General features: G+C 66.3%; 24 protein-coding genes. 13 read left to right on the top strand and 11 right to left on the bottom strand.

What is annotated here, in order from left to right; all coding sequences use genetic code 11:
* Position 1: 1 nt before the first annotated feature.
* The 5 genes from AC3WQM_RS00280 to AC3WQM_RS00260 are packed head-to-tail and all read right to left on the bottom strand — an operon-like array spanning position 2 to position 4,802.
* Positions 2-1,168 (bottom strand): acyl-CoA dehydrogenase family protein, encoded by a 1,167-nt coding sequence (locus AC3WQM_RS00280; protein ID WP_492676442.1) that lies wholly within the window; start codon positions 1,166-1,168, stop codon positions 2-4.
* Between the two features lie 8 nt (positions 1,169-1,176).
* The gene (locus tag AC3WQM_RS00275; protein WP_492676441.1) at positions 1,177-1,965 is read right to left on the bottom strand and encodes an enoyl-CoA hydratase family protein; all 789 of its coding nucleotides are present in this window, start codon (positions 1,963-1,965) and stop codon (positions 1,177-1,179) included.
* The gene (locus AC3WQM_RS00270) at positions 1,962-3,053 is read right to left on the bottom strand and encodes an NAD(P)H-dependent flavin oxidoreductase (protein ID WP_492676440.1); all 1,092 of its coding nucleotides are present in this window, start codon (positions 3,051-3,053) and stop codon (positions 1,962-1,964) included. The genes AC3WQM_RS00275 and AC3WQM_RS00270 overlap by 4 nt, the downstream gene beginning before the upstream one ends.
* A gap of 52 nt (positions 3,054-3,105) precedes the next feature.
* Entirely contained in the window at positions 3,106-3,903 is a 798-nt protein-coding gene (locus tag AC3WQM_RS00265) for a CoA-transferase subunit beta (protein WP_492676439.1), read from the bottom strand.
* A 20-nt stretch (positions 3,904-3,923) separates the two neighbouring features.
* Positions 3,924-4,802 (bottom strand): CoA transferase subunit A, encoded by an 879-nt coding sequence (locus AC3WQM_RS00260; RefSeq protein ID WP_492676438.1) that lies wholly within the window; start codon positions 4,800-4,802, stop codon positions 3,924-3,926.
* Positions 4,803-4,989: 187 nt separating this feature from the next.
* On the opposite strand from AC3WQM_RS00260, the gene AC3WQM_RS00255 reads away from it, so the two are divergent.
* The 12 genes from AC3WQM_RS00255 (at position 4,990) to AC3WQM_RS00200 (ending at position 17,663) form a co-directional block, all read left to right on the top strand.
* Positions 4,990-5,613: a nuclear transport factor 2 family protein gene (locus AC3WQM_RS00255; protein WP_492676437.1), complete on the top strand. Its 624-nt coding sequence runs from the start codon at positions 4,990-4,992 to the stop codon at positions 5,611-5,613.
* Positions 5,614-5,622: 9 nt separating this feature from the next.
* Positions 5,623-6,690, top strand: coding sequence for an alkene reductase (locus AC3WQM_RS00250; protein WP_492676436.1), 1,068 nt, complete (start codon positions 5,623-5,625; stop codon positions 6,688-6,690).
* Positions 6,691-6,873: 183 nt separating this feature from the next.
* Positions 6,874-8,454 (top strand): FadD3 family acyl-CoA ligase, encoded by a 1,581-nt coding sequence (locus AC3WQM_RS00245; RefSeq protein ID WP_492676435.1) that lies wholly within the window; start codon positions 6,874-6,876, stop codon positions 8,452-8,454.
* A 76-nt stretch (positions 8,455-8,530) separates the two neighbouring features.
* The gene (locus AC3WQM_RS00240; protein ID WP_492676434.1) at positions 8,531-9,304 is read left to right on the top strand and encodes an SDR family NAD(P)-dependent oxidoreductase; all 774 of its coding nucleotides are present in this window, start codon (positions 8,531-8,533) and stop codon (positions 9,302-9,304) included.
* A gap of 57 nt (positions 9,305-9,361) precedes the next feature.
* Positions 9,362-10,141: an SDR family oxidoreductase gene (locus AC3WQM_RS00235; protein WP_492676433.1), complete on the top strand. Its 780-nt coding sequence runs from the start codon at positions 9,362-9,364 to the stop codon at positions 10,139-10,141.
* Positions 10,142-10,357: 216 nt separating this feature from the next.
* A complete protein-coding gene (locus AC3WQM_RS00230) occupies positions 10,358-11,512 on the top strand; it encodes an acetyl-CoA C-acetyltransferase (protein WP_492676432.1) in 1,155 nt (384 codons plus the stop codon).
* A gap of 13 nt (positions 11,513-11,525) precedes the next feature.
* The gene (locus tag AC3WQM_RS00225) at positions 11,526-12,410 is read left to right on the top strand and encodes an SDR family oxidoreductase (protein WP_492676431.1); all 885 of its coding nucleotides are present in this window, start codon (positions 11,526-11,528) and stop codon (positions 12,408-12,410) included.
* 61 nt (positions 12,411-12,471) lie between these two features.
* Positions 12,472-13,644, top strand: coding sequence for an acyl-CoA dehydrogenase family protein (locus tag AC3WQM_RS00220; RefSeq protein WP_492676430.1), 1,173 nt, complete (start codon positions 12,472-12,474; stop codon positions 13,642-13,644).
* Positions 13,641-14,831, top strand: a complete 1,191-nt coding sequence (locus AC3WQM_RS00215) for an acyl-CoA dehydrogenase family protein (protein ID WP_489058670.1) — start codon at positions 13,641-13,643, stop codon at positions 14,829-14,831. Before AC3WQM_RS00220 ends, AC3WQM_RS00215 begins: the two co-directional genes overlap by 4 nt.
* 57 nt (positions 14,832-14,888) lie before the next feature.
* Positions 14,889-15,683, top strand: coding sequence for an SDR family oxidoreductase (locus tag AC3WQM_RS00210; RefSeq protein ID WP_492676429.1), 795 nt, complete (start codon positions 14,889-14,891; stop codon positions 15,681-15,683).
* Positions 15,676-16,173: a MaoC family dehydratase gene (locus AC3WQM_RS00205; protein WP_492676428.1), complete on the top strand. Its 498-nt coding sequence runs from the start codon at positions 15,676-15,678 to the stop codon at positions 16,171-16,173. The genes AC3WQM_RS00210 and AC3WQM_RS00205 overlap by 8 nt, the downstream gene beginning before the upstream one ends.
* Positions 16,174-16,451: 278 nt before the next feature.
* Entirely contained in the window at positions 16,452-17,663 is a 1,212-nt protein-coding gene (locus AC3WQM_RS00200) for a helix-turn-helix transcriptional regulator (RefSeq protein ID WP_492677172.1), read from the top strand.
* Positions 17,664-18,634: 971 nt separating this feature from the next.
* On the opposite strand, the gene AC3WQM_RS00195 is transcribed toward AC3WQM_RS00200, so the two are convergent.
* The 5 genes from AC3WQM_RS00195 to AC3WQM_RS00175 all read right to left on the bottom strand — a co-directional run bounded on the left by AC3WQM_RS00195 (position 18,635) and on the right by AC3WQM_RS00175 (position 23,421).
* Positions 18,635-18,853, bottom strand: coding sequence for a hypothetical protein (locus AC3WQM_RS00195; protein WP_492676427.1), 219 nt, complete (start codon positions 18,851-18,853; stop codon positions 18,635-18,637).
* A gap of 114 nt (positions 18,854-18,967) precedes the next feature.
* Positions 18,968-20,656, bottom strand: a complete 1,689-nt coding sequence (locus AC3WQM_RS00190; RefSeq protein WP_492676426.1) for a class I SAM-dependent methyltransferase — start codon at positions 20,654-20,656, stop codon at positions 18,968-18,970.
* Between the two features lie 9 nt (positions 20,657-20,665).
* Entirely contained in the window at positions 20,666-20,947 is a 282-nt protein-coding gene (xseB, locus tag AC3WQM_RS00185; protein WP_492676425.1) for an exodeoxyribonuclease VII small subunit, read from the bottom strand.
* Complete coding sequence (gene xseA / locus AC3WQM_RS00180; RefSeq protein WP_492676424.1) at positions 20,944-22,692, bottom strand: exodeoxyribonuclease VII large subunit; 1,749 nt, start codon at positions 22,690-22,692, stop codon at positions 20,944-20,946. The genes xseB and xseA overlap by 4 nt, the downstream gene beginning before the upstream one ends.
* 276 nt (positions 22,693-22,968) lie before the next feature.
* A complete protein-coding gene (locus AC3WQM_RS00175) occupies positions 22,969-23,421 on the bottom strand; it encodes a hypothetical protein (protein WP_492676423.1) in 453 nt (150 codons plus the stop codon).
* Positions 23,422-23,974: 553 nt separating this feature from the next.
* Here AC3WQM_RS00175 and AC3WQM_RS00170 point away from each other — a divergent pair.
* Entirely contained in the window at positions 23,975-25,501 is a 1,527-nt protein-coding gene (locus AC3WQM_RS00170) for a hypothetical protein (protein WP_492676422.1), read from the top strand.
* Positions 25,502-25,645: 144 nt separating this feature from the next.
* Here the strand turns inward: AC3WQM_RS00170 and AC3WQM_RS00165 are convergent, their stop codons facing one another.
* A complete protein-coding gene (locus AC3WQM_RS00165) occupies positions 25,646-26,422 on the bottom strand; it encodes a hypothetical protein (RefSeq protein ID WP_492676421.1) in 777 nt (258 codons plus the stop codon).
* Positions 26,423-26,443 lie beyond the last annotated feature (21 nt).

The raw sequence follows: 26,443 nt of genomic DNA, 5'->3' as shown, positions 1-26,443 counted from the left end.
CTCAGGAGCGCGGCATGCCGAGCATGCGTTCGGCAATGATGTTTCGCTGGATTTCGTTGGCGCCCGCATAGATCGTTCCGGCCTGCGAATGCAGGAAGCCGTTGAGCCAGTGGCCCACCACGCCGGGCTCGCGCACCGGCGGCAGCAGTTCGGCTTCGGGGCCGAGGATGCGCAGCGCGGTCTCGTACATCCGCAGGTCCAGCTCGGACCAGAAGATCTTGTTGGTGCTCGACTCGGGTCCGATGCTGCCGCCGTTGTCCAGGCGGCTGGCCGTGCGGTAGGTCGCCAGGGTGTAGGCCTCGGCATCCATCCAGGCGCGCAGCACGGCGTTGCGGATCGCCGGGTCGCGATCGGCCGAGGCGCGATGCCGTTGGTACAGCGCCACCAGTGCGCGTGCCGTGGCCTGGAAGCGCGCCGGCGAGCGCAGCATCAGCCCGCGCTCGAAGCCCGCCGTGGCCATGGCTACGTGCCATCCCGCGCCCTCCTCCGCGATGCGGTTGGCCACCGGCACCTTGACGTTGTCGAAGAAAACCTCGGCAAAGCCGGCTTCGCCGTTGAGCTGGCGGATCGGTTGCACGGTCACGCCCGGTGCGTCCAGCGGCAGCAGCAAGAAGCTCAGCCCGTGGTGCCGCTGCGAATCGGGGTCGCTGCGGAACAGGCCGAACAGCCAGTCGGCCCAGACCGCGCGGGACGACCAGGTCTTCTGGCCGTTGACGACATAGAAGTCGCCGTCGCGCACGGCGCTGGCCCGGATGGCGGCCATGTCCGAACCGGCGTTGGGCTCGGACCAGCCCTGCGCCCAGATGTCGTCGCCGGCGGCCATGCGCGGCAGGAAGCGCGCCTTCTGCTCGGCGCTGCCGAAGTCCATCAGCGTGGGGCCGAGCAGGAAGATGCCGTTCTGGTTGACGCGCAGGGGCGCCTGCGCGCGCCAGTACTCCTCTTCAAAGATCAGCCACTCGATGAGGTCGCAGCCCCGCCCGCCGAGCTCGACGGGCCAGGTCACCATGCTCCAGCGGCCCGAGTTGAGCGTGCGCTCCCAGGCGCGGTGCTGTGCGAAGCCTTCGGCCGTGTCGAAGCTGGCCAGCGATTCCTTCGGCACGTGGGCGGCCAGCCAGGCGCGGACCTCGGCGCGGAAGCTGCGCTGTTTTTCCGTGTAGTGCAGGTGCATGGAACGCCTCAGGCCTTCGCGTCGACGTTCGCGTCGAAGCTCGCATCGCGCTTGGCGACGAAGGCCTCGCGGCCTTCCTGCGAGTCCGGGCTCATGTAGGCCTCGAAGGTGAAGCCCTGCTCCCAGCGGTACTTGTCCTCGAGGTTGCCGTCCTCGATGCCGTTGAGCGACTCCTTGGCCAGGCGGATCATGGTGGCGCTCTTGGCCGCGATCTTGCGGCCGATGTCCAGTGCCGCCTCCCGCAGTTGCGCGCGCGGCACCACGCGCTCGACGGCGCCCAGGCGGAAGGCTTCCGACGCATCGATGGCCTCGCCGGTGAAGTACATGTGGCGCACCTTCTGCACCGGGAACAGGCGCTGCAGGTGGGCACCGCCGCCCATTGCGCCGCGGTCCACCTCGGGCACGCCGAAGGTGGCGCAGTCCGAGGCGACCACGATGTCCGCCGCCCCCGAAATGCCGATGCCGCCGCCCAGCACGAAGCCGTGCACCGCCACGATCACCGGCACGCGGCAACGGTGGATGGCGCGGAAGGTCGCGTAGTTGCCGGCGTTGACCGAGGCGATGCGTGCGGGGTGCGCCGCCAGTTCCTTGATGTCCACGCCGGCGCAGAAGCCGCGCCCTTCGGCGCGCAGCACGATGACGCGGACCTCGGGGTCGCTGCCCAGGCGGTCGATGCGCGCGGCCAGCGCGTGCCAGCCCGCGCTGGGCAGGGCATTGACCGGCGGGTGGTCGATCACCAGTTCCGCCACGCCGGCGTCGATGGTGCTTTTCAGGGAGTTTTCGATGTCGTTCGTCATGAGAGGGTCTCTTGCGTTCTTGTCAGCGCGGCGATCGCGTCCAGCCGCGCATGGGCCTGGGCGACCAGTTCCTCGATCACCTCGGCGCAGCTCTTGAGCTCGCCGATCGCAGCGGCCACCTGGCCGCTGGGCAGCACGCCCTCGTCGGGCCGTCCGTCCACGATGGAGCGCTGGATCAGCATGGGCGCGTTGGCCGCCATCAGCGTCTGCGCCACGCTCATGCCGTCCTCGCGCAGCGCGCTCGCCGCGGTGCGCAGCATGTGGCCGGTGCTCATGCCGGTCTGCGCCTTCCATTTCCAGGCGCACTGCAGCGCCACCAGCACGCGCTTGAATCCGCTGTCGGCTTCGAGCCGCAACAGGTAGGCGTTGTCGATGTGGCGCTGCGGCATGCCGTCCACCGCGTGCGACACGCGGATGTGGGCCACGTCGTTCACCGCCACGTAGTGCTGCTTCGTCGCGTCGGGCACCGGCGAGTCACGGGTCATCAGGAAGCGCGTGCCCATGGCGATGCCGACCGCGCCATAGCCCAGCGCTGCCGCCAGGCCGCGTCCGTCGTGAAACCCGCCGGCCGCGACCACCGGCACTTGGACCGCATCGAGCACCTGCGGCAGCAGGATGGAGGTCGGCACGTTGCCGGTGTGGCCACCGCCCTCGCCGCCCTGGATGGTGACGATGTCGGCGCCCAGCTCGACGGCCTTCAGCGCATGCTTGACCGCGCCGACCGTCGGCATGCACAGCACGCCCGCGTCCTTGAAGCGGCGGATGGTCGCCTTGTCCGGCCCGCGCCCGTAGCTCACGGCGCGGATGCGATGGCTGTACTTGACCACGAGGTCGATGGCCTGGGCGGCATTGGATTGCCACATGTGGAAGTTCAGGCCGAAGGGCTGGTCGGTCAGCGCCATGACCTTGCGGATTTCATCCTCCAGCCTGTCGAGCTCGATGGTGACGCCGGCCAGGAAGCCGAAGCCGCCCGCATTGCAGGTCGCGGCAACCAGCCGGGCATCGGCCACCCAACCCATCGCCGTCTGCACGATCGGATAGCGGCAACCCAGCAGGTCGCACAGTTCGGTCTTGAGGGCGCGGCTCATGCCACCGCTCCCGCGTCGGCGGCAGGTGACGCCGTGCGCTGAAGGGCGACGTTCATGCACGCACTCCGGGCGGGTTGTCCTTGAGAACGCCGGCGCGCAGGTCGTGCGGGTCGAGCTGGCGGATCAAGGCCATCTGCGCGTCGGTCGGCGCGGGCGTGACGCCCAGGTCTTTGGCGCGCAGCAAGGGAAAGCCCGTGGCGGCCTGCACCTGCTCGAAGCTGACGCCGGGGTGCAGCGACTTCACCGCGATGGCGTGGTCGGGGCCCGAGAAATCCATGATGCACAGGTCGGTGACGATCAGGCGCAGGTCCACCGCATCGCGGTTCATGCCGGGCAGCCAGCGCGCAGGGTTGTAGCCGACGCTGCCGACCACATCGACCTCGCCGGCCACGAAGACACGGGTGCTGTGCGCCGGCACGAACATCGAATTGGCGTGGTTGATGCTGTTGCCCGGAAAGCCGCGCGAGCCCAGCATCTGCACCTTGGGCTTGTGGAAATCGCCGAGGCAGGAAATGTTGGCCTGGCCCCAGCGATCGATCTGGGTCGGGCCGACCAGCGCATGACGCTTGCCGCTCCAGACGCAGTCGAACACCCGCGCGTAGGTCATCGTGCCGGAGAAGCGGGGCTTCCAGTCGCCGCGCGGACCGAGCGGGATGGGCTCCTCGACCAGGTAGGCCTCGCCGTCGGTCATCAGCAGTTCCGGCGAATGGGTGAGCTTGGCCACGCCCAGCGCGATGCGCGGCAGCGTGCCGATGCCCGAGCCGAGCAGCTCGCCGTTGCCGCGCCAGGCTTCGGACGCCGCGCTGATCAGCAATTCGGCCAAGGTGAAAGAAGAAGAAGTCTGGCTCATCTCAAGGTCCTGTCTTCGCATCAGAAAATCGGCATCGGCAAGGCGCCGATGCGTTGCACGCCGCCGACGGCCGACTGGTAGGCGGCCTCGTCGCCGCGCAGGAACTGTTCGCCGTAGGCACTCCAGCCGTCGGCCTGGCTCGCGCTGGCGACGTACTGCTTCAGGTGGCCCATGTCCCAGCCGTAGCGCGGTGCGCAGGAGGTGGGGTGCGCGCCGAAGGGCGCATGGATGACGTGAGTGACCAGGTTGCGCTCGAAGAGGTTGGCCTTGGCGTCCTCGGGGCGGGCGATGTCCAGCCGGTCGTGGATCTCCTCGCAGCTGACGATGGTCTTCTTCGCCGCCCGCGCGAACAGGTCGTCGAAGAACGGGTCCGGCCCGTGGATGTGGGTGTTGCCCAGCCGGTCGGCGGTGTCGACGTGCAGCAGGGCCAGGTCCAGCGCCAGCGCCGGCATGGCCAGCAGCACCTCGCCATCGGCATACGGCGACTGGACCGTCTTGAAGGACGGGTTGTAGGTCAGGATGTCGCTGCCCAGGCCCACGCGCGTCGGCAGGAAAGGCACCCGCATGCCGGCGGCGCGCAGGCCCCAGTGCAGCAGACCTTCGTCCAGTTCGCAGACCTCCAGCGCGCCCGCCTCGCGGGCCTTGCGGAAGTACGGCTCCAGAGGAATCGCATCGAGCGTCACGAAGCCGTAGACCAGCTTGCGGACCTTGCCGGCGGCGCACAGCATGCCGACCTCCGGGCCACCGTAGGCCACGACCGTGAGGTCCTTGACCGGCGACTTCAACACCTCGCGCACCACCGCCATCGGCTTGCGGCGCGGGCCCCATCCGCCGATGCCCACCGTCATGCCGTCTCGCAGATGCGAAGCGACCGCATCCAACCCCAACTGCTTGTTCATCCTTGGCTCCTTGAATCTGTGCGTCGATTCTGTGGAGCCCCCTTGCGGGACACATCGTCCGATGAGACTACGCGCGTGTGCGAAGTCCTTCGAGCCGGCCTTTAGTCTGATCAGACGATGCCCGCCGCGCAGGGCGCGAACCAGAATGGCCGCGGTTCATTGACAGACTGACGGAGAGACCCGGTTCATGACGGAAGCGCTTCTTGCACGTGTCGATCGGCTGGAATCCATCGAGGAGATCCGATTCCTCGTTTCCAAGTACTCGTTGTCCCTGGACATGCGCGACGTGGATGCCCACGTCGGACTGTTCGCACCGGACATCCGCGTGAGCCGCGACAAGGTGGGCCGTGCGCACCTGAAGGCCTGGGTCGACCAGACCCTGCGCCAGCAGTTCAGCGGCACCTCGCACCACCTGGGCGGACATGTGATCGAGTTCACCAGCCCCGACCGCGCACACGGTGTCGTGTACTCGAAGAACGAGCACGAGGCCGGCGGCGACTGGGTCATCATGCAGATGCTGTATTGGGACGACTACGAGCGCATCGACGGTCGCTGGCTGTTTCGCCGGCGCCTGCCTTGCTACTGGTACGCCACCGACCTCAACAAGCCGCCCATCGGCGAACGCAAGATGCGCTGGCCGGGGCGCGAGCCCTACGAAGGCAGCTGGCATGCGCTGTGGCCCAGCTGGAAAGCGTTCTGGGCCCAGCCCCCGGGCGCTGAAACGGCCGACGTGGCAGCGCCTGCGCCGCTGGAGCAATTCCTGGCGACCATGCGCCGCGGCGCACCGGAACCGAAGATCCGCGTGCGCTAGGAGACCCCCATGACACTCGCCTCCGACCCGCTGTTCGAACCGCTTGAGTTGGGCGCCATCGCGCTGTCCAACCGCATCGTCATGGCGCCCATGACGCGCAGCCGCGCCGCCGAAGGCGACGTGCCGACGGACCTGCATGTCGCGTACTACCGCCAGCGCGCCACGGCAGGCCTCATCGTCACCGAAGGCGTGCAGCCCAGCGCCGCCGGCAAGGGCTATTGCCGCACGCCGGGACTGCACACGCCGCAGCAGGTCGCGGCCTGGCGGCGGGTGACCGCGGCGGTGCATGCGGAAGGAGGCCGCATCGTGGCCCAGCTCATGCACGCCGGGCGCATCGCCAGCCACCACAACAAGCAGGCCGACACCGTGGCGCCTTCGGCGGTGCGGGCGAGCGGCAAGATCTTCACCGATGCAATCGGCCCGGCCGGGTTCGACATGCCGCGCGCGCTGCGCCTGGACGAGATTCCCGGCGTGATCCGCGAGTACGCCCAGGCGGCCGCGCTGGCACGGGAGGCAGGCTTCGACGGCGTGGAGCTGCACGGCACCAGCGGCTACCTGCCGATGCAGTTCCTGGCCACCAACACCAACCTGCGCGAGGACGCCTATGGCGGCAGCGCCGAGAACCGCCGCCGCTTCATGGTCGAGGTGCTGCAGGCCCTGTCCGGGGCCATCGGCGCGGACCGCGTCGGGCTGCGCATCCGCCCGGCGAGCCCCTACAACGACGTGACGGACGCCGCGCCGCTTGAAACCTGCGGCGGCCTGCTGGACGCGGTCTCGCCGCTGAAGCTGGCCTACCTGCACATCATGCGTTCGCCCTTGCCGACACTGGATGCCTTCGCGATGGCACGCCGGCATTTCGCCGGGCCGCTGATCCTCAACGACGGCTTCGATGGCGGCGACGCTCGCCAGGCCTTGCGGGCGGGGCACGGGGAGGCGGTCTCCTTCGGCCGGCACTTCATTGCCAACCCCGACCTGGTGCGTCGCCTGCGCGAGAACGCCGCGCTGGCGGACTTCGACCCGAAGACCCTCTACACACCCGGTGCCGCCGGCTATACGGACTATCCCTGCCTGCCCTGAGCCAGCAAGCCACCGGGCGTGGCAACAGACTGAAAAAAGCTGCGAATCCTAGTCCGATTGAACGATGTTGCAGCAGGGGCGCTCGCCACAATGGAGCCATCCTGCGATGGCCGGCTTGCAGGGCTTCACGCCCCCTTCGCCCTCGCGATCGCGCGCCCCTCCCAGACACTCCTCCTCTGCACCATGTCCCTGCTGCCACCGATTCCCACCATCCCCCGTGCCTTCGCGCAGACCGTCTCGCGCCATCCGGACCACAGCGCCATCGAAGAGCGGGGCGTGCGCACCAGCTATGCCGAACTGGACCGCATGGTCCTGGCCGCCAGCCGCGCCCTGATGGCCTGGGGCATCGCGCCCGGCGAGCGCGTGGCCATCTGGGCGCCCAATTGCCGCGAGTGGATCGTCGCCGCGCTGGGCATCCTCGGCGTGGGCGCGGTGGTGGTGCCGGTGAACACCCGCATGAAGGGCCTGGAGGTCGGCTATGTGCTGGAGAAGAGTGGCGCGCGCCTGCTGCTGTCCACGGGCGACTTCCTGGGCGTCCACTACCCCGACCTGCTGACGGGCCACCTGCCGCCGTCGCTGGAAAAGATCCTGGTCATTCACGGCGCGAAAGACAGCGACACCGGCTGGCAGGACTTCATCGCCCGCGGCGAGTCGGTGAGCGAAGCGGCCGCGCGGGAACGGGCCCTGTCGGTCACGCCCGAGATGGTCTCCGACGTGATCTTCACCTCGGGCACCACCGGCCACCCCAAGGGCGTCAAGTGCGGACACGGGCAGAACCTGCGCACCATGGACGACTGGTCGCAGGTCATGGGCCTGGTGCCGCAGGACCGCTACCTGATGGTCAACCCCTTCTTCCATTCGATGGGCTACAAGTCGGGCTGGATGGTCGGCATCATGAACGGCCTGACGCTGATGCCGGTCGCCGTGTTCGATGCAGGCGAGGTGCTGCGCACGATCGCGCGCGACAAGGTCAGCGTGCTGCCCGGGCCGCCGACGATCTACTACAGCATGCTGAGCCACCCGGATTTCGCGGCCACCGACCTGTCGAGCCTGCGCGCCGCCATCACCGGCTCCACCTCCACGCCGCCCTCGCTGATCGAGTCGATGCGGCGCGACTTCGGTTTCAAGACCGTGCTGACCGGCTACGGCCTGAGCGAGTGCTGCGGCACGGCCGCGCTGAGTGCGCCCGACGACGACGCGCACACCGTGGCCACCACGGCAGGGCGCGCCATCCGAGATGTCGAGATCAGGATCGTCGACACCGACGGCCGGACCCAGCCGCCGGACCAACCGGGCGAGGTGCTGATCCGCGGCTACAACGTCATGCTGGGCTACCTCGACGACGAGGGCGCCACGCAGCAGGCCATCGATGCGAATGGCTGGCTGCATTCGGGCGACATCGGCACGCTCGATGCGCACGGCTACCTGCGCATCACCGACCGGGTCAAGGACGTCTACATCGCCGGCGGCTTCAACTGCTACCCCGCCGAGATCGAGCGCCTGGCCAGCCGGCATCCGGCGGTGTCGCAGATCGCCGTGATCGGCGTGCCCGACGAACGCATGGGCGAAGTCGGCCGCGCCTTCGTCGTCAGGAAGCCCGGCGTGCCGCTGGAATCCGGCGAGTTCGTCACCTGGTGCCGCGCCCACATGGCCAACTACAAGGTGCCGCAGTTCATCGACTTTGTCGAGACGCTGCCGACCAACGCCAGCGGCAAGGTGCTCAAGCGCGAACTGCGCAAGCTGCCTGTGGCCAGCGGCCACTGAGACGCTTTCGACGGGTGGGTGTTCCGACGCGACATGAACCCTCAGGCCCCCCGCTTTCTTCTTCCCGAGCACCTTCATGACAACCTCTGCTTTTCCCTCCGGCGTCACCCTGGTCATCGGCGGCAGCGGCGGCATCGGCCGCAGCATCTGCCGCGAATTCGCGCGCGCCGGCAGCGATGTCGCCCTGACCTATTTCTCCCGTGAATCAGCGGCGCAACAGACCGCCGACGAGGTCCGGGCGCTAGACCGCAGCGCCAGCGTGCACCGGCTGGACACAGCCGATGGCGCGGCCATCGCCGCGCTGATCGACACGGTCGCGCAGCAGCACGGCCGCATCCACACCATCGTCTTCAGCGCGGCCGCGGTGACCGAGCAGGTCTACATCTCCCGCATCACCCGCGACCAGTGGCAGCGCGCCCTGACGGAAGAGGTGTCGGGCTTCTTCAACACCGTGCAGGCAGCCCTGCCGCGCTTTCGGGCCTGGGGCGGCGGCTCCTTCGTGCACATCGGCTCGGCCGGCGAGGTGGTCTGGCCGGCGCGGGATGGCCTGTCGGTCATCCCCAAGGCGGCGAACGAGGCGGTGGTGCGCGGCGTGGCGCGTGAAGAGGGACGCTTCAACATCCGCGCCAACTCGGTGCTGGTCGGCGTCATCGACGCAGGCATGCACCTGGAGCTGCAACGGCGCGGCGTTTTCGATGCACAGTGGGAACGCAACACGATCGATGCGGTGCCGCTCAAGCGCATCGGCAAGGCCGAGGACATCGCCCATGCGGCGGTGTTCCTGGCCTCCGACCGCGCCAGCTACATCACCGGCCACCAGCTCCCGGTGGCCGGCGGCTTCGGTGTCTGACCACAACCGGCGCATCGGGCCACACCCCAACGAAGAGACCGAGAGAGCGAGTACGACATGAATCCGAATCAAGAACTTGCAGGCAAGGTGGTGCTGGTCACCGGTGGCGCGCAGGGCGTGGGCCGGGGCATCAGCCAGCGCTTCATGGACGCCGGCGCCACGGTGATCGTGTGCGGCCGCAAGACGCCCGCCTCGCTGCCGCAGTCGGACGGCCGCAGCGCGCAGTTCCACACCTGCGATGTGGTCGATACCGATGCCACGGCGGCGCTGGTCGCGGCCATCGTCGCGGACCACGGGCGGCTCGACGTGCTGGTGAACAACGCGGGCGGCACGCCCTTTGCCTATGCCAGCGATGGGTCGCCGCGCTTTCACCAGTCCATCCTGCGGCTGAACCTGATGGCGCCGCTGACGCTGGCGATCCAGGCCAATGCCGTGATGCAGCAACAGGCCGAAGGCGGCGTCATCGAGTTCATCGGCAGCGTTGCCGCCACGCGCGCGCAGCCGGGCACCGCAACCTATGCCGCGGCCAAGGCCGGCATCCTCAGCCTGACCAGTTCGCTGGCCATCGAATGGGCGCCCAAAGTGCGTGTCGTGGCGGTCAGCCCCGGGCTGGTGGAGACGGAGCAGTCGGCGTTGCACTACGGCGATGCCGCCGGCATTGCGGCGGTTGCGGCGACCATTCCGGCGCAGCGCCTGGCGCAGCCGCAGGACATCGGCGATGCCTGCGTCTTCCTTGCCGGCCCGCGCGCCAGCTACGTCTCCGGCACGAGCCTGCTGGTGCATGGCGGCGGCGAACGGCCGGGCTTCCTGACGGCGGCCAACGTCAACCAGGGCTGAGCGAACCCGCGTCGACTTCACGCACCGCGGGCAGTCGATGACTGCTTGCGGTGCGTGAAGCGGCGCGTGCCTGAACGATCTCTCGGGCCGTGGAGTCTTCGCGCATGCACGGCGTTCACCACCAGTCACTCCTAGTCCCGATGGACGATGCATGCACCGATCTCGCCCGGAAGAATGGCCCACACCAGCCATCAACCAGTACGTGACGGAGACCCAGTGACTGAAGCCTATCTTGTCGACGCCTTGCGCACCCCCACGGGCAAACGCCGTGGCGCGCTGTCCGGTGTTCACCCCGCCGACCTCGGCGCCCATGTCCTCAAGGCGCTGGTCGAGCGCAACGCCGTGCCGGCGGAAGACTACGAAGACGTGATCTTCGGCTGCGTCGATGCGGTCGGGCCCAATGCCGGCGTCATCAGCCGCACCTCGTGGCTGGCCGCCGGCCTGCCGATGCATGTGCCTGGCACCGTGATCGACCGGGCCTGCGGCTCGTCGCAGCAGGCGCTGCACTTCGCGGCACAGGCCGTGATGAGCGGCACGCAGGACGTCATCGCCGTCGGCGGCGTGCAGAACATGAGCATGGTGCCCATCGCCTACGCCATGAGCGCGGGCCAGGCGCTCGGCTACCCCGACCCCTTCTCGGGCAGCCAGGGCTGGACGGCCCGCTTCGGCAACCAGCCGGTCAACCAGTTCTATGCGGCGCAGATCATTGCCGACAAGTGGCAGTGCTCGCGCCAGGACATGGAGGCCTACGCGCTGGAAAGCCACGCGCGCGCGCGCCGTGCCATCGCCGAAGGCCGCTTCACGCGCGAGATCGTGCCGCTCGCGGGCCTTGCCATGGACGAGACGGCGCGGGAAACCTCGCTCGAAAAGATGGCGACGCTGGAGCCGGTCGCGCCCGAGTACCCGGGCATCACCGCCGGCGTGTCGAGCCAGACCTGCGACGGTGCGGCGGCCCTGCTGGTCGTGTCCGAGCGTGCCCTGAAGCGCTACGGCCTCACGCCGCGCGCGCGCATCCACCACATGAGCGTGCTGGCCGACGACCCCATCTGGCACCTCACCGCGCCCATTCCGGCAACGGCCGCGGCGATGAAGAAGTCCGGCCTGCGGCTGGAGGACATCGACCGCGTCGAGATCAACGAAGCCTTCGCGTCGGTGGTCATGGCCTGGCACAAGGAGACCGGCTATCCGGCGGAACGCACCAACGTGAACGGCGGTGCCATCGCGCTGGGCCACCCGCTGGGCGCGACCGGTGCCAAGCTGATGACCACGCTGTTGCACGAACTCGAGCGCAGCAGCGGCCGCTACGGGCTGCAGGTCATGTGTGAAGGCGGCGGGCAGGCCAACGTCACCATCATCGAACGCCTGGGTTGAGGAGCCGCCTGCCATGAAGATTTGCGAACAGCGAACCGTCATCATCACCGGCGCCGGCGGCGGCCTGGGCCGTGCCTATGCACTGGCCTTTGCCGAGGCCGGCGCCCAGGTCGTGGTCAACGACATCCGCCTCGACGCGGCGCAAGAGGTTGCCGATACCATCGCGGCGGCCGGCGGCCAGGCGCTGGCCAACAGCGACGACATCGCCACGATGCGGGGCGCGCAGGACATCGTCGCGCAGGCCATCGCGCGCTTCGGCGACGTGCATGTCCTCGTCAACAACGCAGGCAACCTGCGCGACCGCATGTTCGTCAGCATGAGCGACGAGGACTGGGACGAGGTCATGCGCGTTCACCTGCGCGGCCACTTCTGCCTGTCCAACACGCTGGCGCGCCACTGGCGAGACCGCAAGAAGGCCGGTGCCTCGGTGGACGCACGCATCATCAACACCAGCTCGGGCGCAGGCCTGCAGGGCTCGGTGGGCCAATCGAACTACAGCTGTGCCAAGGCCGGCATTGCCGCGCTGACGCTGGTGCAGGCGGCCGAGCTGCGGCGCTACGACATCAGCGTCAACGCCCTGGCGCCCGCGGCTCGCACCGCGATGACCCAGAGCACGCAGGAGATGGCCGCCAGGGTGCAGGTGCCCGCCGACGACAGCTTCGACTTCTGGGACCCGGCCAACGTCGCCTCGCTGGTGGTGTTCCTGGGCAGCCCGCTGTCCGCGCACATCACGGGACGCGTCTTCGAGGCTTCGGGCGGGCAGGTGTCGCTGTCCGACGGCTGGCGCGTGGGTGCGCTGCGCGACAAGGGCGCGCGATGGGAACCGGCCGAGCTGAGGCCGGTGATCGATGCGCTGATCGCCGAGGCGGCAACGCCGCAACCGGTGTACGGCGCATGAGCGCCGCGCCGGGCCGCCCCAAGCAAGCTCGCACCGCAGTGCGAAGCACGGAGGTATACCAATGAGCGGCTATGTCGACTTCAGCCTGAGCGCGGACCAACGGATGATCCGCGACGCCGCCGCCGACTTCCTGACGGCGCAAAGCCCGTCGGGTGCCGTGCGCCAGGCCATGGAATCCGAACGCGGCTTCGATCCCGCGCTATGGACGCGCATGGGCGTGGAAATGGGCTGGTGCGCCCTGCCGATCGCCGAAGACTGCGGCGGCCTGGCGCTGTCCTGGGTCGAGGTGGCGCTGCTGCTCGAACAGATGGGCCGCCGCCTGGTCTGCTCGCCCTACTTCGCCACCGTGTGCCTGGCCGCAACCGCGTTGCAGCAAAGCGGCAACCCCGCGGCCTGCGAAGCCTGGCTGCCACGCATCGCGGACGGCACCCTGCGCGCCACGCTGGCCTTCGGCGAAACCGGCATCGGCTGGGACCCTGCGCGCGTGACCGCCATCGCCCGGCGCACGGACAGCGGCTTCGTGCTGGAGGGGAGCTTTCGCCACGTGCCCGACGGCGCGCAGGCCGAGCTGCTGCTGGTCACGGCCCTGCTCGACCAGGCACCTGCGCTGTTCGCCGTGCCGGCCGGCACGCCCGGCCTGCGCGCCACGGAACACCGGGGCATGGACCTCACGCGCCGCACCGCCGAGGTGGTGCTGCCCGAAGTTCAGTTGCCGCCCGGGGCGCTGGTCGCCGAGGGTGCCCGGGCCGCCAAGGCGCTGCAGCGCACCGAAGCACTGGCAGCCATCGCGCTGGCCGCCGAGCAACTGGGCGGCGCACAGCAGTGCCTGGACCTCACGCTGGCCTATGTCGCGGAACGCGTTCAATTCGGTCGCACGCTCGCCTCGTTCCAGGCGGTGAAGCACCGCTGCGCCGAGATGATGGTGCGCATCGAGTCGACCCGCTCCGCGGTGACCGGCGCCGCACGCGCGGCCTCCGAAGCGGACGTGACGACCGCCGGACTCCTGCTGGAAGCGGCGTGCGCCAAGTCCTTTGCGTCCGATGCCTTCTTCTTCTGCGCGCAGGAAGCCATCCAGCTGCACGGCGGCGTCGGCTTCACCTGGGAATACGACCCGCAGCTGTACTTCAAGCGCGCACAGGCCGGCACCCAGTGGCTGGGCACCCCCGACCTCTTGCGCGAACGCGCGGCCGCCACCTTGCTGGGCGACGCCCGAAACCTTTCTTGCACACCATGACCCTTGCAACGACCGACACCGACGAGGCGTTCCGCGCCGAAGTGGCGCAATGGATGCAGACCCACCTCGTGGGCCGCTTCGCGTGCCTGCGCCACCGCGGCGGCCCCGGCGACGAAGACGCCTACCCCGAGCTGCGCAAGGCGTGGGAACAACTGCTGGCCGCCGGCCGCTGGACCTGCATCGGCTGGCCGCGCGCACATGGCGGGCGCGAACTCTCCGTGGCGCGCCAGATCATCTTTCACGAAGAGTACGCACGCGCCGGCGGCCCCGGCCGCATGGGCCACCTCGGCGAAACCTTGCTGGGGCCGACCCTCATCGCCCATGGCAGTGCCGAGCAGCAGCGCCGCTTTCTGCCCGGCATCGTGGCCGGCACCGACTACTGGTGCCAGGGCTATTCCGAACCCGGCGCGGGGTCCGACCTGGCCAATGTGCAGACCCGCGCCCGGCTCGATGCCGACACCGGCGAGTGGGTGATCGACGGGCAGAAGGTCTGGACCTCGCTGGCGCAGGACTCGCAATGGATCTTCGTGCTGGCCCGTTGCGAGGCCGGCTCGCGCGGGCACTCGGGCCTGGTGTTCCTGCTGGTCGCGCTCGACCAGCCCGGCGTCGAGGTCCGCCCGATCCGGCAGATCACCGGCACCTGCGAATTCAACGAGGTGTTCTTCGACGGTGCACGCACGCCGGCGGCGCACGCCGTGGGCGCACCGGGCGAAGGCTGGAAGGTGGCGATGGCCCTGCTGGGCTTCGAGCGCGGCCTGTCGTGGATCGACCAGCAGATGCACTTCGAGCACCAGCTGGCCCTGGTGTGCGACGCAGCCCGCGCCACCGGTGCCGACCAGGTGCCGGCGCTGCGCGCGCGCATCGGCCACGCGGCGCTGGGCCTGAAGGTGATGCACTACAACACGCTGCGCACGATGTCCGCGCAGTTGAGCGGCGAGCTCTCGCGCGAGGCCTACATCAACAAGCACTACTGGTCGCACTGGCACCGCGACCTCGGCAAGCTGGCCATGGATGTGCTCGGCCTGGAAGGCGACATCCTCATCGACGACTTCTCGCGCACGCGCCTGCAGCAGATCTTTCTGTTCAGCCGCTCGGACACCATCGTTGCCGGCACCAGCGAGATCCAGCTCAACATCATTGCCGAACGCGCCCTGGGCATGCCCAAGGAACCGCGCCCGGCGCGCTGAGGCCGACCGCCGGTTTCCGCACTCTCCGTTCACGCCCCATCCACAGCAGGAGCCCTCGTGGTCCCCCTTTCTCCTCCCCCCTACCCCACCACAGCGCATGGCCTCGCCAAGGGCAAGTCCGTGCTGATCACCGCCGCGGCCGGTGCCGGCATCGGCTACGCGGCGGCGCGCCGCTTCGCCGAGGAAGGCTGCCGCGCGCTGATGATCTCGGACATCCATCCGCGCCGGCTCGAGGAAGCCGCCGAAAAATTGCGCGCCGAGACCGGCCACGGCCACATCCACACCCAGTTGTGCGACGTGACGCAGGAAGACCAGGTGCAGGCCCTGGTCGCGGCGGCCGAAGACAAGCTCGGCGGCACCGACGTGCTGATCAACAACGCAGGCCTGGGCGGCTCCCGGCGCGTGGTCGACATGAGCGACCAAGAGTGGCAGCAGGTGCTGGACGTCACGCTGACCGGCACCTTCCGCATGACCCGCGCCATGCTGGGTCCCATGCAGGCCCGCCGCAGCGGCGCCATCGTCAACAACGCCTCGGTGGTCGGCTGGCGTGCGCAGAAGGAACAGGCGCACTACGCCGCCGCCAAGGCCGGCGTGATGGCGCTCACCCGCTGCAGCGCGCTGGAGGCGGCCGAGTACGGCGTGCGCATCAACGCCATCGCGCCGAGCATCGCCATGCACGATTTCCTGCGCAAGGTGGCGCCGGCGGACATGCTCGAGAGGCTGGCGCAGAACGAAGCGTTCGGCCGCCCCGCAGAGGTCTGGGAGATGGCCAACATCATGGTCTTCCTGGCCAGCGACTACGCCAGCTACCTGGTCGGCGAAGTCCTCTCCGCGAGCAGCCAGCATGCATGACGTCCAGGGCCTGACCCCTTCCGGCGAGGCACCGCCACGCCCTGTCTTCGCCTCGGCACAGGCGCTGGTCGCGGCGGCGGGCCATCCCCTGGGATGCAGCGACTGGCTGCGCATCACGCAGGAGCGCATCGACCAGTTCGCCGCCGCCACCGGCGACCACCAGTGGATCCACGTCGACCCGCAGCGGGCCGCCGCCGGGCCGTATGGCGCCACCATCGCGCACGGCTACCTGACGCTGTCGCTCGCCAACCTCTTCATGCCGCAGATCCTGCAGGTCGACATGCGCATGGGTCTGAACTACGGCAGCGACCGCGTGCGCTTTCCCGCGCCGGTGCGGGTCGGCTCGCGCCTGCGCGGCAGCGGGAAGATGCTCACCGTCACGCCACTGGGGGACGGCGGCGTGCAGTGCGTCATCCAGGTCACCGTCGAACTCGAAGGCAGCGAGCGGCCGGCGTGCGTCGTGGACAGCCTCAACCGCTACTACTTCTGAGGCGCCCACGCCCATGATCGAGCCCGGCGTTCGCGCAGGAAACAGGGGCGTTGCCGAATGAACCCCGGCACTGGAAATGCCCCCGTGGTCGAACAGCCGCACCCGGTTTCGTGTTCCGAGAAACGGTAGATCGAGGCCCCATGAACACCCTCCACGCACAAGCCCGCCCCCTGCCGGACGATCGCTTTGGCGAAACCTTTCGAACTACACTGGAACGGCAGGCGCCTGTAAAATTTTCACCTTCGCTCGCCCTGATTCGTACCAACCGAGGCTTGAAAGTGGAAGAAAACGACAAGCCTGTGCAGGCGCCGGTGGGCACAGGCGCTGCCATTCCTCTTTCGCTGTCGGAATTCAGCGAACTGGTGCGCTTGGTCTATCACGGCTCGACCGAAACCGTGCCCTGGCAAAGCCTGCTCAGCGAGGTCGGGCGCCTGCTGGACGCCAACTGGGTCACCCTGGTCCTGCGCCGGCCGGTCATCGACCGCTACGGGCTGGTGCTGGTCTGGAAGCAGGGGTTTCCGGTCCGCATCGCCACCGCCTACGACCAGTACGCCTGCGCCATCGACCCCTTCGTGAACCTGCCGCTGGACCGCGTGCTCAGCCTCGATGAAGTGATCAACGAGGCCGACCTCAAGGCCTGCGAGTTCTACAAGCAGTTCCTGGAGCCGGAGAACATCGGCCAGATGCTGGGCTTCGACTTCCATGCCTCCGGGCACGCCCAGCCTCACACTTCGCCCCACGACGGCGGCATCCTGGATTGCCATTTCCGGATCTGCCGCTCGGACACGCAAGCGCGCTTCTCGGGCACCGACCGCGAACTGCTCAAGATCCTGCTGCCGCACCTGAAGCTCGCGGTGCATCTGCATTCGCAGGGTGACGTGCTGGAGACCGAACGCGAGCTCTACGCGGGCACGGTCGACCGCATGCAACTGGGCATGGTGATCCTGGACGAGGCCGGCAAGCTCCTGAAGATGACGACGATCGCCTCCGAGATCCTCAAGGAGAACGACGGCCTCGGCATGTCGCAAGGCGCCATCAAGGCCGACTACCGCCAGGGGGACCGCGAGCTGCAGCAGCTGATCACCGAGGCGCTGTCGACCGCGACCAAGTGGAAGCCCGCCGTCGCCGCGGCCCTGGCCATCACCCGACCGTCCGGACGCGCCAAGCTCGGCGTGATCGTGCGCGCGATCCCGCTGAACGCCTGGTCCGAAGGCAAGCGCCGCCCCTCGGTCGCGGTGATGATCCGCGACCCGGAGCGCAAGTCCGAGGCCTCGCACGAGATCATGCGCAACCTCTTCGACCTCACGCCCGCCGAAGCCGCACTGGCCATGCAGCTGGCCAACGGCCAGACGCTGGAAGAGGCCTCCGAAGAACTCGGCATCCGCAAGAACACCGCGCGTGCGCACCTGCGCTCCATCTTCTCCAAGACCGGCGTGACCCGACAGACCATGCTGGTGCGGTTGATTCTCAGCAGCCTGTCGATGGGATGAAACGCCGCGCTGCCAACGCGGCCCCTCGGGCTCGAGCGCAGGCACACCTCACCGGGCCGGCTGCCGCGACACGCATGTCCAACGTCAGGTCGAAGGGAAGGCCGGCGTCGGGCACGGGGCACTTGAGCGACTGCGGCCGGTGGTGGATTCAACCGGTCGCTGCAACGCATTCGCCAAGCGTCTCCGCCGGTGTTTGAAGCCAGGCGTCTTGTGCGGCTTCTCATTCAATTGCTCGCCATCGCGTTGAGCTGAAGTTGCGAGCACCGCCTTGACAATGCCTGGTTCGGCCAAGGCGCCATACGCAAGCAGTGGGCTCTCGCACATGCGCTGGAACTCTCAGGATGAGCTTTCGCGCGACGTCCCTCCCCCTCCCCTCCCCATCAACGCCCCGCCTCTGCATCCAGAGGGCGGGGCTTGTTGCTGGATGGAGATCGATTCCACCCCTTCAAGGAGGCAACGTGATGCACCTGAACCTTGTACAGGTGACCTCCAGTCGGCTCTGGATCGAGAAGACCCAACGCGAAGAGTTGCTGCCGCTAAAACCCGTACGACGTCAAGGTGACGAAGCGCATCCCCCTGTCGGCCCCTTGCCGGCCGCGACTGGGGCATGGCGAAGGCTGCCCCTGGGTTTGCAGCACACCCGCGCCTTTGTCAGGCACAAAGAAAAACGGGTCAGAGCTTGTGGCTCTGACCCGTTGATCTATCTACTGATTTGGTCGTGTGAAACCGATCTAAAGATCGCCCGCAAGCCGCATGAATGCTGGATTTTTCCGATTTTGAGAAACTGCTGTACCCCCTTTTGTACCCCCTCCCTGAGATCCTCTTAGCTAGTTGACTTTTCGCAACATTCTTGGGGTTCTCAACTGAACCGCGAGACTTAATGAACTGCTGGCCGCCTTGAGACAGCTGAATGGGCATAGCGGTGCGGCGCGCGTCACACGCCACGCGCGACCTAGAAGATCGGCAGGCTCTCAAGATTTGTCCCGGGTCGACTTGTCCTTCTTGGTTTTCAGGTACTCGGTCTCGACCGGCATGATTTCCAGATGTGCGCCCATCAGCCAGGATTTGTCAGCCTTCTGCACGATGGTCGTGAACTTGCTCCCCGCCTTCATTTTCTCGACCGCCTGCGGACGGGTCATTTCGACAGGCTTGCCGGCGCTGAATTTTCCTTCCGCGCCAACTTCAAACACTTTGAGTCACTGGGTATGAGTGTCGTCACTGTTGTAGCGAACGTGACTGAGCGCCCATGTTGGCGATGGCCCGCGCTGCTGCCGGCACCGGATTCCTGTGCGTCGTTGGCCGCCCTAAATCGACCATCGCTCAGCGCCTCGCTGCAGCGCAGTGACCTCCACAGCCTCGCGAAACCGCCCAAACATGGCGTCCGCCCAGCCAAGTGAATCAGTAGGTGGGCTTCCTAAAAACTGGGTCGCCTGACGATCAAACAACACAGGATGCGCGGCTCGCAGCACCGCCCAATCCTCCATCACTGCTAGGCGCCTGTCGCTGAGAAGCTGGGCCGATGGAAGCTTGTCAGACTTGTTGGCGTTGACTTGGTGGTCCGCCTGCAGGAGGTTCCACAGGTCGTTGCTCGCCCATAGCGCAAACGGGATCGCGTGGTCGACCACGAACCGCTGCTTCAGCGGGCGCCCCGACCAGGTACACCGTGTGATCCCGGCCCGCTCGTACGCTTGACGGGCAAGCATGGTGGCTCTCTCGGGATCGGGCCGGGCCAGCAGCAGCGGGAGCACATCCCCCGACGTCACGGCTTGCCGGTACCCAAAGCGCTCGGACAGTGCAGCCCAGCGCAGGACCACCGCATCGGCGATCCAGTGGCCCAACAGGCTCAGCTCGTTCCAGATACCCGCAGGAAGAATCACCAGGCCGGTGCGACGGTCGAACTCGAATACCGTCCCTGTATCCAACGCGCCGCCCGAGAAGGCAACAGGCCCCAGACGTATCGTCTCCGCAATGGTTCGAAGGGTGGATTTCAGCTGCGCCTGGACTTCTGGCGAGAGCCGCCCAGACTGCCAATCCAGGTGCCAGGCGCTGAGCCCACCATAAGCGCCCTGCTCCCGGTACGGCTGCATCAGCGCAGTGAGCGCCGCCCTGAATTTCACCGGCTTTGCATCCCCTGCCCCTTCCGACTGAGACTGCGGAATAAACCGAGAGGCGGCAAAGATGGGCCAGTAGTACATCAGCCACTTCTCAGCGATGCGCATCAGCGGCACGCCGACGGTGCCATCTGCATGCCAAACCGCCACCTTGCTCTCATGCATCGCCAGATCTGCCAAAGCTCGGAACAGCGCCAGCTTGTAGGTGGCGACTTTTCGATCCCTGTTGAGCACGCCTTCAATCTGATCGATGGATCGCAGTGAGCCTGTGGATTGCAGCTCCAGCAGAAGCGTGTACCAGGTGGTACCCGTGCGCGCCAGCGCATCGTCGGAGTTCCAGCGCCCGACGCATTGGAAGCCGAGCCGCTCGAACAGCAGCTGGATTTCCTCAGCGGTATACCCTTCGAACAAGCGTCCACTCGCGTCGCGCTGCTCCACCAGGCCCTCGCCCCTCGACAACGGCAGCGAGAGCAGCACTCGCCCACGCGGCTTCAGCAAGGCGCGCATGGCCAATGCAGCATCGAAAAGTTCGTGGTCCGGCACATGCATAAGCACCGCGCTGCACAGGATTCCATCGAACCCTCCACCGAACGGCAGGCCCGGCGCGGGCAGGGAAGCCGCTTGAAGCCGTTCCAGCAGCTCGGGATGGGCCGACAGGGCCGCCGTGCGCAGACCGTCGGTTGGTTCAATGCCGTAGGCGTCATACCCGCTGCGCAGCAAGTGCGCCAGGTCTCGCCCGGAACCAGCCCCGATGTCTAGCACCCGACCGCCTGCCACGAATGCAAGAGGAAAGTACTTAGCGACAGGGCTTTCCACGGACTCGTACCGGCCCGCGACGTCCTTCGCGTTGTCTTGGTAGAAGCGTGCGGTCGCGGTGTCCATCAGGGGTGATCAGAACGGGATATCGTCTTCACCATCTGGAGCTGGGGTTGCCCTTGACGCACTCGCGCCGGGTTTCGAGACCTGCTCGTCGGAGGTGCGCTGCGGGGCGCCACCCAGGGCCTTTTCCAAGGCCGTCTCCACCGCATCGATGCGCTCCTGGCACACCTTGTAGGCAGCCACGGACTCCTCGACGATGCGCAGGAGATCGTCGATATTGGGCTCGGACTGCTTTCGCAACGTCTCGGCGTGGCGCTGCAAGACGCTGTAGGACTCTTTGAACGTGGTACTCATGGTTGATTGTCCTCTTGGAGCTTGGCACGCCTGGCTCCGTCTCTGAACTGAATGGTGATCTGCGCCTCGGCGCTGGACGCGCTGGTGATGGCGTTGCCGTCGGCATCGCGCACGAGGGCAAAGCCGCGGCTCAATGTCTTTTCCGGGCCCTGCCCTGCAATCTCGCGCATGAGAGCCTGGGTATCGGTCTTGGCGCTCGCCACGGCCTGGCGGGATCGTGCTGCAACGTCCTCGAATGCTCTACTGGTGGTATCTGCCACGAAGCGAAGATCGGCCGTCGCCTTGTCGAGCACATAGGCTTGGTTGGTCCGGATGCCGGCGCGGGCGGTTTGCAGGGACTGCCGCGCCTCGGCGCGGATCTCGGCCAGCAGGGCCGGCACCGTACTGCGGGCATCGGCCAGTTGGTGGGCTGCGAGGCGGCGCACATCGTTCAACTGACGCTCCGTGCCCTCCGCGGCCACGCGCACTGCCTGCGCGGCATCGAGCTGGGTTTGCGCGAGCAGTTCGCGCGCCTCTTGGCGGCTGCGCGCGACTTCGTGTCGTGCTCCCGCTTCGATGGCGGCATAGCGTTCCACCACGGTACGCCGGGTCGCTCCAATGACCTTGGTCGCGTCTCTGATCACGCCGGCGAACAGCGCCTTGGCTTCCTGCGCCCGCTGCAGGATCAACCGTTCGACCCCGACAATGACTTTGGAAGGCGTATCAAAGCGGATGTGCGCCACTTCATCGAGCACAGTGTTGTCGCGTTCATGGCCAATTCCGGTGAGTACAGGAACCTCCAGCTCGCACACAGCCCGCACCAGCGCATAGTCGTTGAGCCAGGCCATGTCGTTGATGGCACCGCCCCCTCGAATGATCGCCACGGCATCGGGCAGAGGGTCACTGCCCTCGTCGCCCGTTCCCATGTGGGCCAGAGCTCCCAGTAGCGCTCGACGGATCTCCGCGGCCGCGCCGTCACCCTGAAAACGGCTGTGCACGTACACAAAGCGGCAAATGCCCAGTGCCTGCAGGCGGCTGGCCTCCGATTGGAAATCACCCAAACCAGCACCGCCCTCCGGGGCGATGACCAGCACCAAGTTGTAGTCCCAAGGTGTTGGCAATCGCCGATTGAGGTCGAAGAGGCCCTCACGCTGCAGGCGGTCTCGGACTTCCCGCTTGCGCGCCTCGAGGTCGCCGAGTGTGTATTCCGAGTCGATGGCATCGACCTCGATGCTGAAGCCGAACTGCGGCTTGAAGACGGGGCGAGCCCGCACCAAAAGCTTGATGCCGGGGCCCACCTGAGCGCCCGTAGCCTCTTCGAACTTGGGCAAGATCTGACTGGCCGTGCTGGCCCAGATGACGGCATTCGCTTTGGCGGTGATCACACCCGAGGCATCCCGCTCGGACACCTCCAGGTAAACATGTCCGTTGCGCATGCGCGTATCCACCACCTCGACCATGGTCCAGACACCGGCCTTGAAAGCTTGCGTCACTGCCGCGGAAACGCCCTGCAGCAGTTGGGAGAGCGGCACACCTTTCTTGTCAGGCACCGCCAGGTCGCGCGACTCTGCCGGAGCCTGAGCCAGCAGATCCCTGGAAGGACTCACGGCGACAGCACCGCTATCCTGCAGCAGCCATTGGGAGAAGGGAGCCAGATCACGCCCCTCGGGCACGTACCACTGCCGGCGGCCCGGGTCCCATCGGGCGCCAAGCGCCTTCACCCGATCCTTGTCCGCGAAGGACGAAACCAGATACGTAGGGCTCATGCCGCTGAAGGCAACGGTGGCCCAGCATCGCACTGGCCTTGCCGCCAATCCTCCATGCTGGCGAACTCCCTCGTGCAACCGGAGCACACGAGCCGCTGGCCACAACGCATAGCGCCCTGCGCGTCACGCTCAACGACCCTACGGTAGTTGGTCGAGCCGCAATAGCCGCAGCGGTTCAGGGGAACAGATTGATCACCTGTCATCGTTGTTCACTCATATCAAATCCATCCACTCCGACTTCTATCGCCCTGCAACCGGTAGAGAACCGCCAAGTGCTCAAAGCAATATTTCCCGCGATTTCAACCAGACCGGTTCGAAAAGTGAGGTGACTGCCTTGCTGAACGCCAAGTCGGAATGAAGACCGATTCCAGACTCGATCTCTTTCGACTCCCCGAAGTCAGAGCTCCCAAGCCAAATGATGTTCGGCGCAACCAGGACGATCTTCGCGTTCACGTTGTCGTTAAGAACGATACGAATTTCAGGAAACTGGGCTTTGAGGCGGCGTGCATCCGCCTCAGCTTCGGTACTGGCAATGATGTAGATCTCGCGCGGTCGCTTGCCCAGGATCCTTCCAACATAGTCGAGATTCGGCAGCATCCGTGTCATCACATACATCGGGCCCATGCGAGCAAGCTGTGAGAGGCGCGTGCTCCATGTGCTCGCCCCGATCGACAATTTTGCGTCGTCGCAGGAAAACCTAAATCCACCGCTGTCGTCCGTGAATGCCATCTGTCTCCCTCCTGAGGTAGTGGCGCAGATGATCCGCGCGACTTCTTCCATTTTCATTCAACGCACAGGGCGCAGGATGCGGCCTGCCCTCGGTCGCATATCCGGTACAGCCCACTTCTTCAGTCGGCGATGACGCCGAGAACGTTGCGCCAGCATGAAGGTGACAGCAAGACCGTCCCTCCCCTGCCAATGCAGTGACCGGCAAGCGCAGTGCGCAGGCCCGAAAGGGCCGCAGGTGTCAGGGATCAAAGCCGAATGGCCGTGATTCGGCACGAAGCACGGGGCGCAGCCCGCGAGCCCGACGTCCGCACGCCGGGACATACGATTGAGCCCGACTGAGCTCAGTGAAGTTCACTTCAGAGTCCCAAACGCTCCGGTACCCAGTGAGAGGAAATTGCTTCCCGGACATGCCTTCGGACAACTTATCAGCCGATTCTTTCAGAATACATAACGTAAGTTGTTGATTTATATAGGATTATCCTGAGAGTCGAAAAAGGAAGCCCGCCCGTGGTAGTAAATGGAATAAATAAAGCTGCGTGACATGGAGGTCAACGTGAGCATTCAGGACTACCTCAGGGACCGCGGTCCGGCTACTGCTGCAACCATTGGTGCGTGGCTCCAAGCCCATGGCGTCAAGGCCGAAGCTGCGCGGAAACGCCTTTCACGCGTTCTGCCCCCTGTCCATTCCTTCCCGGTGCCGCTGTTCCCAAAGGGCACACGGTTCATGTACCTACAAGACCAACGCGAAAGCGAGAGGTTCTGGACCGCGCTGCACCGCGATCTGCGTACGAGTGGATCTGTCTATGGAATGGCGTTGGACGGCCTCCTCGCGCGCCGCGGCGCAACGACTGCCGCTGAATTCCCCGTGATCAGCGGAGCGACCGTTGTTCCCATAAAGCGGCAGGTCACCGCCGAAACCGTGTTGGACAGGCTCGAAGCCGCGCGCCTCGTTACCCAGATCAACTACGGCGAAGGCCCCTTGGTTCTGCTCCACCAAAGCACATTGGGCTTGGCTGACCACCAAGGCATCAAGTCTCGCGCAACGGTCGAACGGATCATCCTCGATGGAATGCGGGATTGGGCCCGCAACATCGGAGCTGCGTCGTACAACCAAATTGCCGTCCGAGGGGAGGAGACGTTGAAGCCCGTTCAGCAGTTTCGCTTCGACCTGGTTGGTCCAAGCTACCTGTTGCCGCTGCAGCGCGGCGACCGACGAAGTCCCGGCTTCCTTGTCGCCGATGTGTTCTCAGACGGCGAGCTCGATGAATTCCATGTCCGTTACTTCCTGCGAAAGGCCAAGGCGCTGCACACCACGCTGGCAAGCGCCACCATCCTCCCGATTCTGGTGGCCAACGAGTTCACTCCCGACGCACTGAGGGCAGGTCATGCCGCCGGCGTTCTCATGGCAACGCCTAAGACGCTGTTCGGCAAACGCGTCGGCGAGGCCCTGCGCACGCTCTTGACCACCCTCAACAATGCAGCTGCCTACGCGTCGGCAGAATCGCCCAACCGGCTCATCGCACTGATCGAGACTTTGAAGGACATAGAGGGTCGATCGCAGAATTTGCGTGGGCCGCTGTTCGAGCTGCTTGCGGCCTACTTGGTGCGAAGGGACGCGGTGTCCATCGATGTCGGCGTGCGTGTCAGGGATCCCAAGACCGCAGAAATGGCAGAGATCGACATTCTCAAGGTGCTTCAGATGGCCAGCCAGTTTGTGGCGATCGAATGCAAGGCGCGAGAGCCGGGAGGGATAGTCGAGGTCGACGAGGTCCAGCACTGGCTGCGCAAGACCAGCGTGATTCAGAACGGCCTTCGACAAAATCGTGATCGAGAGGCGGAGGTCAGCTTCGAGATCTGGACCACAGGAGATTTCAGCGCCGAGGCACTGGCGTTGCTGACTGATCAAAAAGCTGCGCGTACGCGCAGCCGTATTGACTGGAAGTCGGGTAGTGACGTCCTTGCCCTGGCAACGAAACTGCGCGAAAAGGCTATCAGCGAAGTCCTGCGGCAGCATTTTCTGAACCATCCACTGGCCACGATCACCCCAAAGCTCGAGAAGCTCGCTGCACCCACGAGATAGGCGCGCCCCCATGACCGGAACAGTGTCCGCTCCGAACGCACACCCGCGCTTCCTCTAACGCCGCGTCTGTCTCCGATCAGTACAGGACGATGATGCTGCAAGGGCCGAAATACCGGAAGCTCAGCGCGGCGCCTGGCTCATTCGCTAGTTCGGAACCCTTCCCGTTCTAGCGAACTCGACCAGGTCATCGAACGTGAAGCTGACCCCGGCCGGCAGATAGTTCTGCTGCACCGCTTCATAGCGCTCTCGGTCGGGACGGGCGAATACCCGCGCCATCTCCCTGACTGAACGAACTTGTTCGAGAGGAGCGTTGTCAGGCACGACCATGTTTGCCAGCGAGTCAACCCGCTCTCTTCTGTTGCGACCAAAGCTCTGCGCCTTCAGTACGCGCGCATAAGTGGTTGCAAAAAATCTCTCCGCCAGGAAAGTACTGAACTCTGCTGGTAGGCTGGCAAGCGCTCGACCTAAGTCCGGCGCGGTGACGATGATGTCGTAGAACCTCTCTGCGGCGACCTTCATCACGCCCGCGGAAACCACTACATTTGGTCCGGCAAGGAACATGTATGGGGCCGCCTTCTTGATAGTCATTGGCCTAAGGGCTTCTATCCCCTCGCATGCGGCCAGAAAGACACCAAGGTTGAACTGGCTGGCGACGTTGATACGTCTGAAGCGGTCAACAAGCGCTCCCCAAGGAACGATGGGGTAAGGCGGCTCGATACCGCGACGTAGTTCAAAGCCAGCTTTGCATGCGTGGCCCTCAAGGTGAACGATGGCCTTCCGCCCTCTGACGCAATCATTTTCAATCTCATCCAGACACGCCCAGAGGGCATCCCCGGACTCGATGCTGTGCCTGCGAATTCTTGGCACGCCCTCTGGGGTGAGATCTCGAAGGTGGTTGTAGATCGAAATGCCCGTCTGCAAGTCTCGCTCTGCATGCAAGCA

The sequence above is a fragment of the Variovorax sp. FW301-JW7 genome, assembly GCF_058788795.1.
Note: the sequence above shows the minus strand (reverse complement) of the source record. Positions and strands in the feature narration are given on the sequence as shown.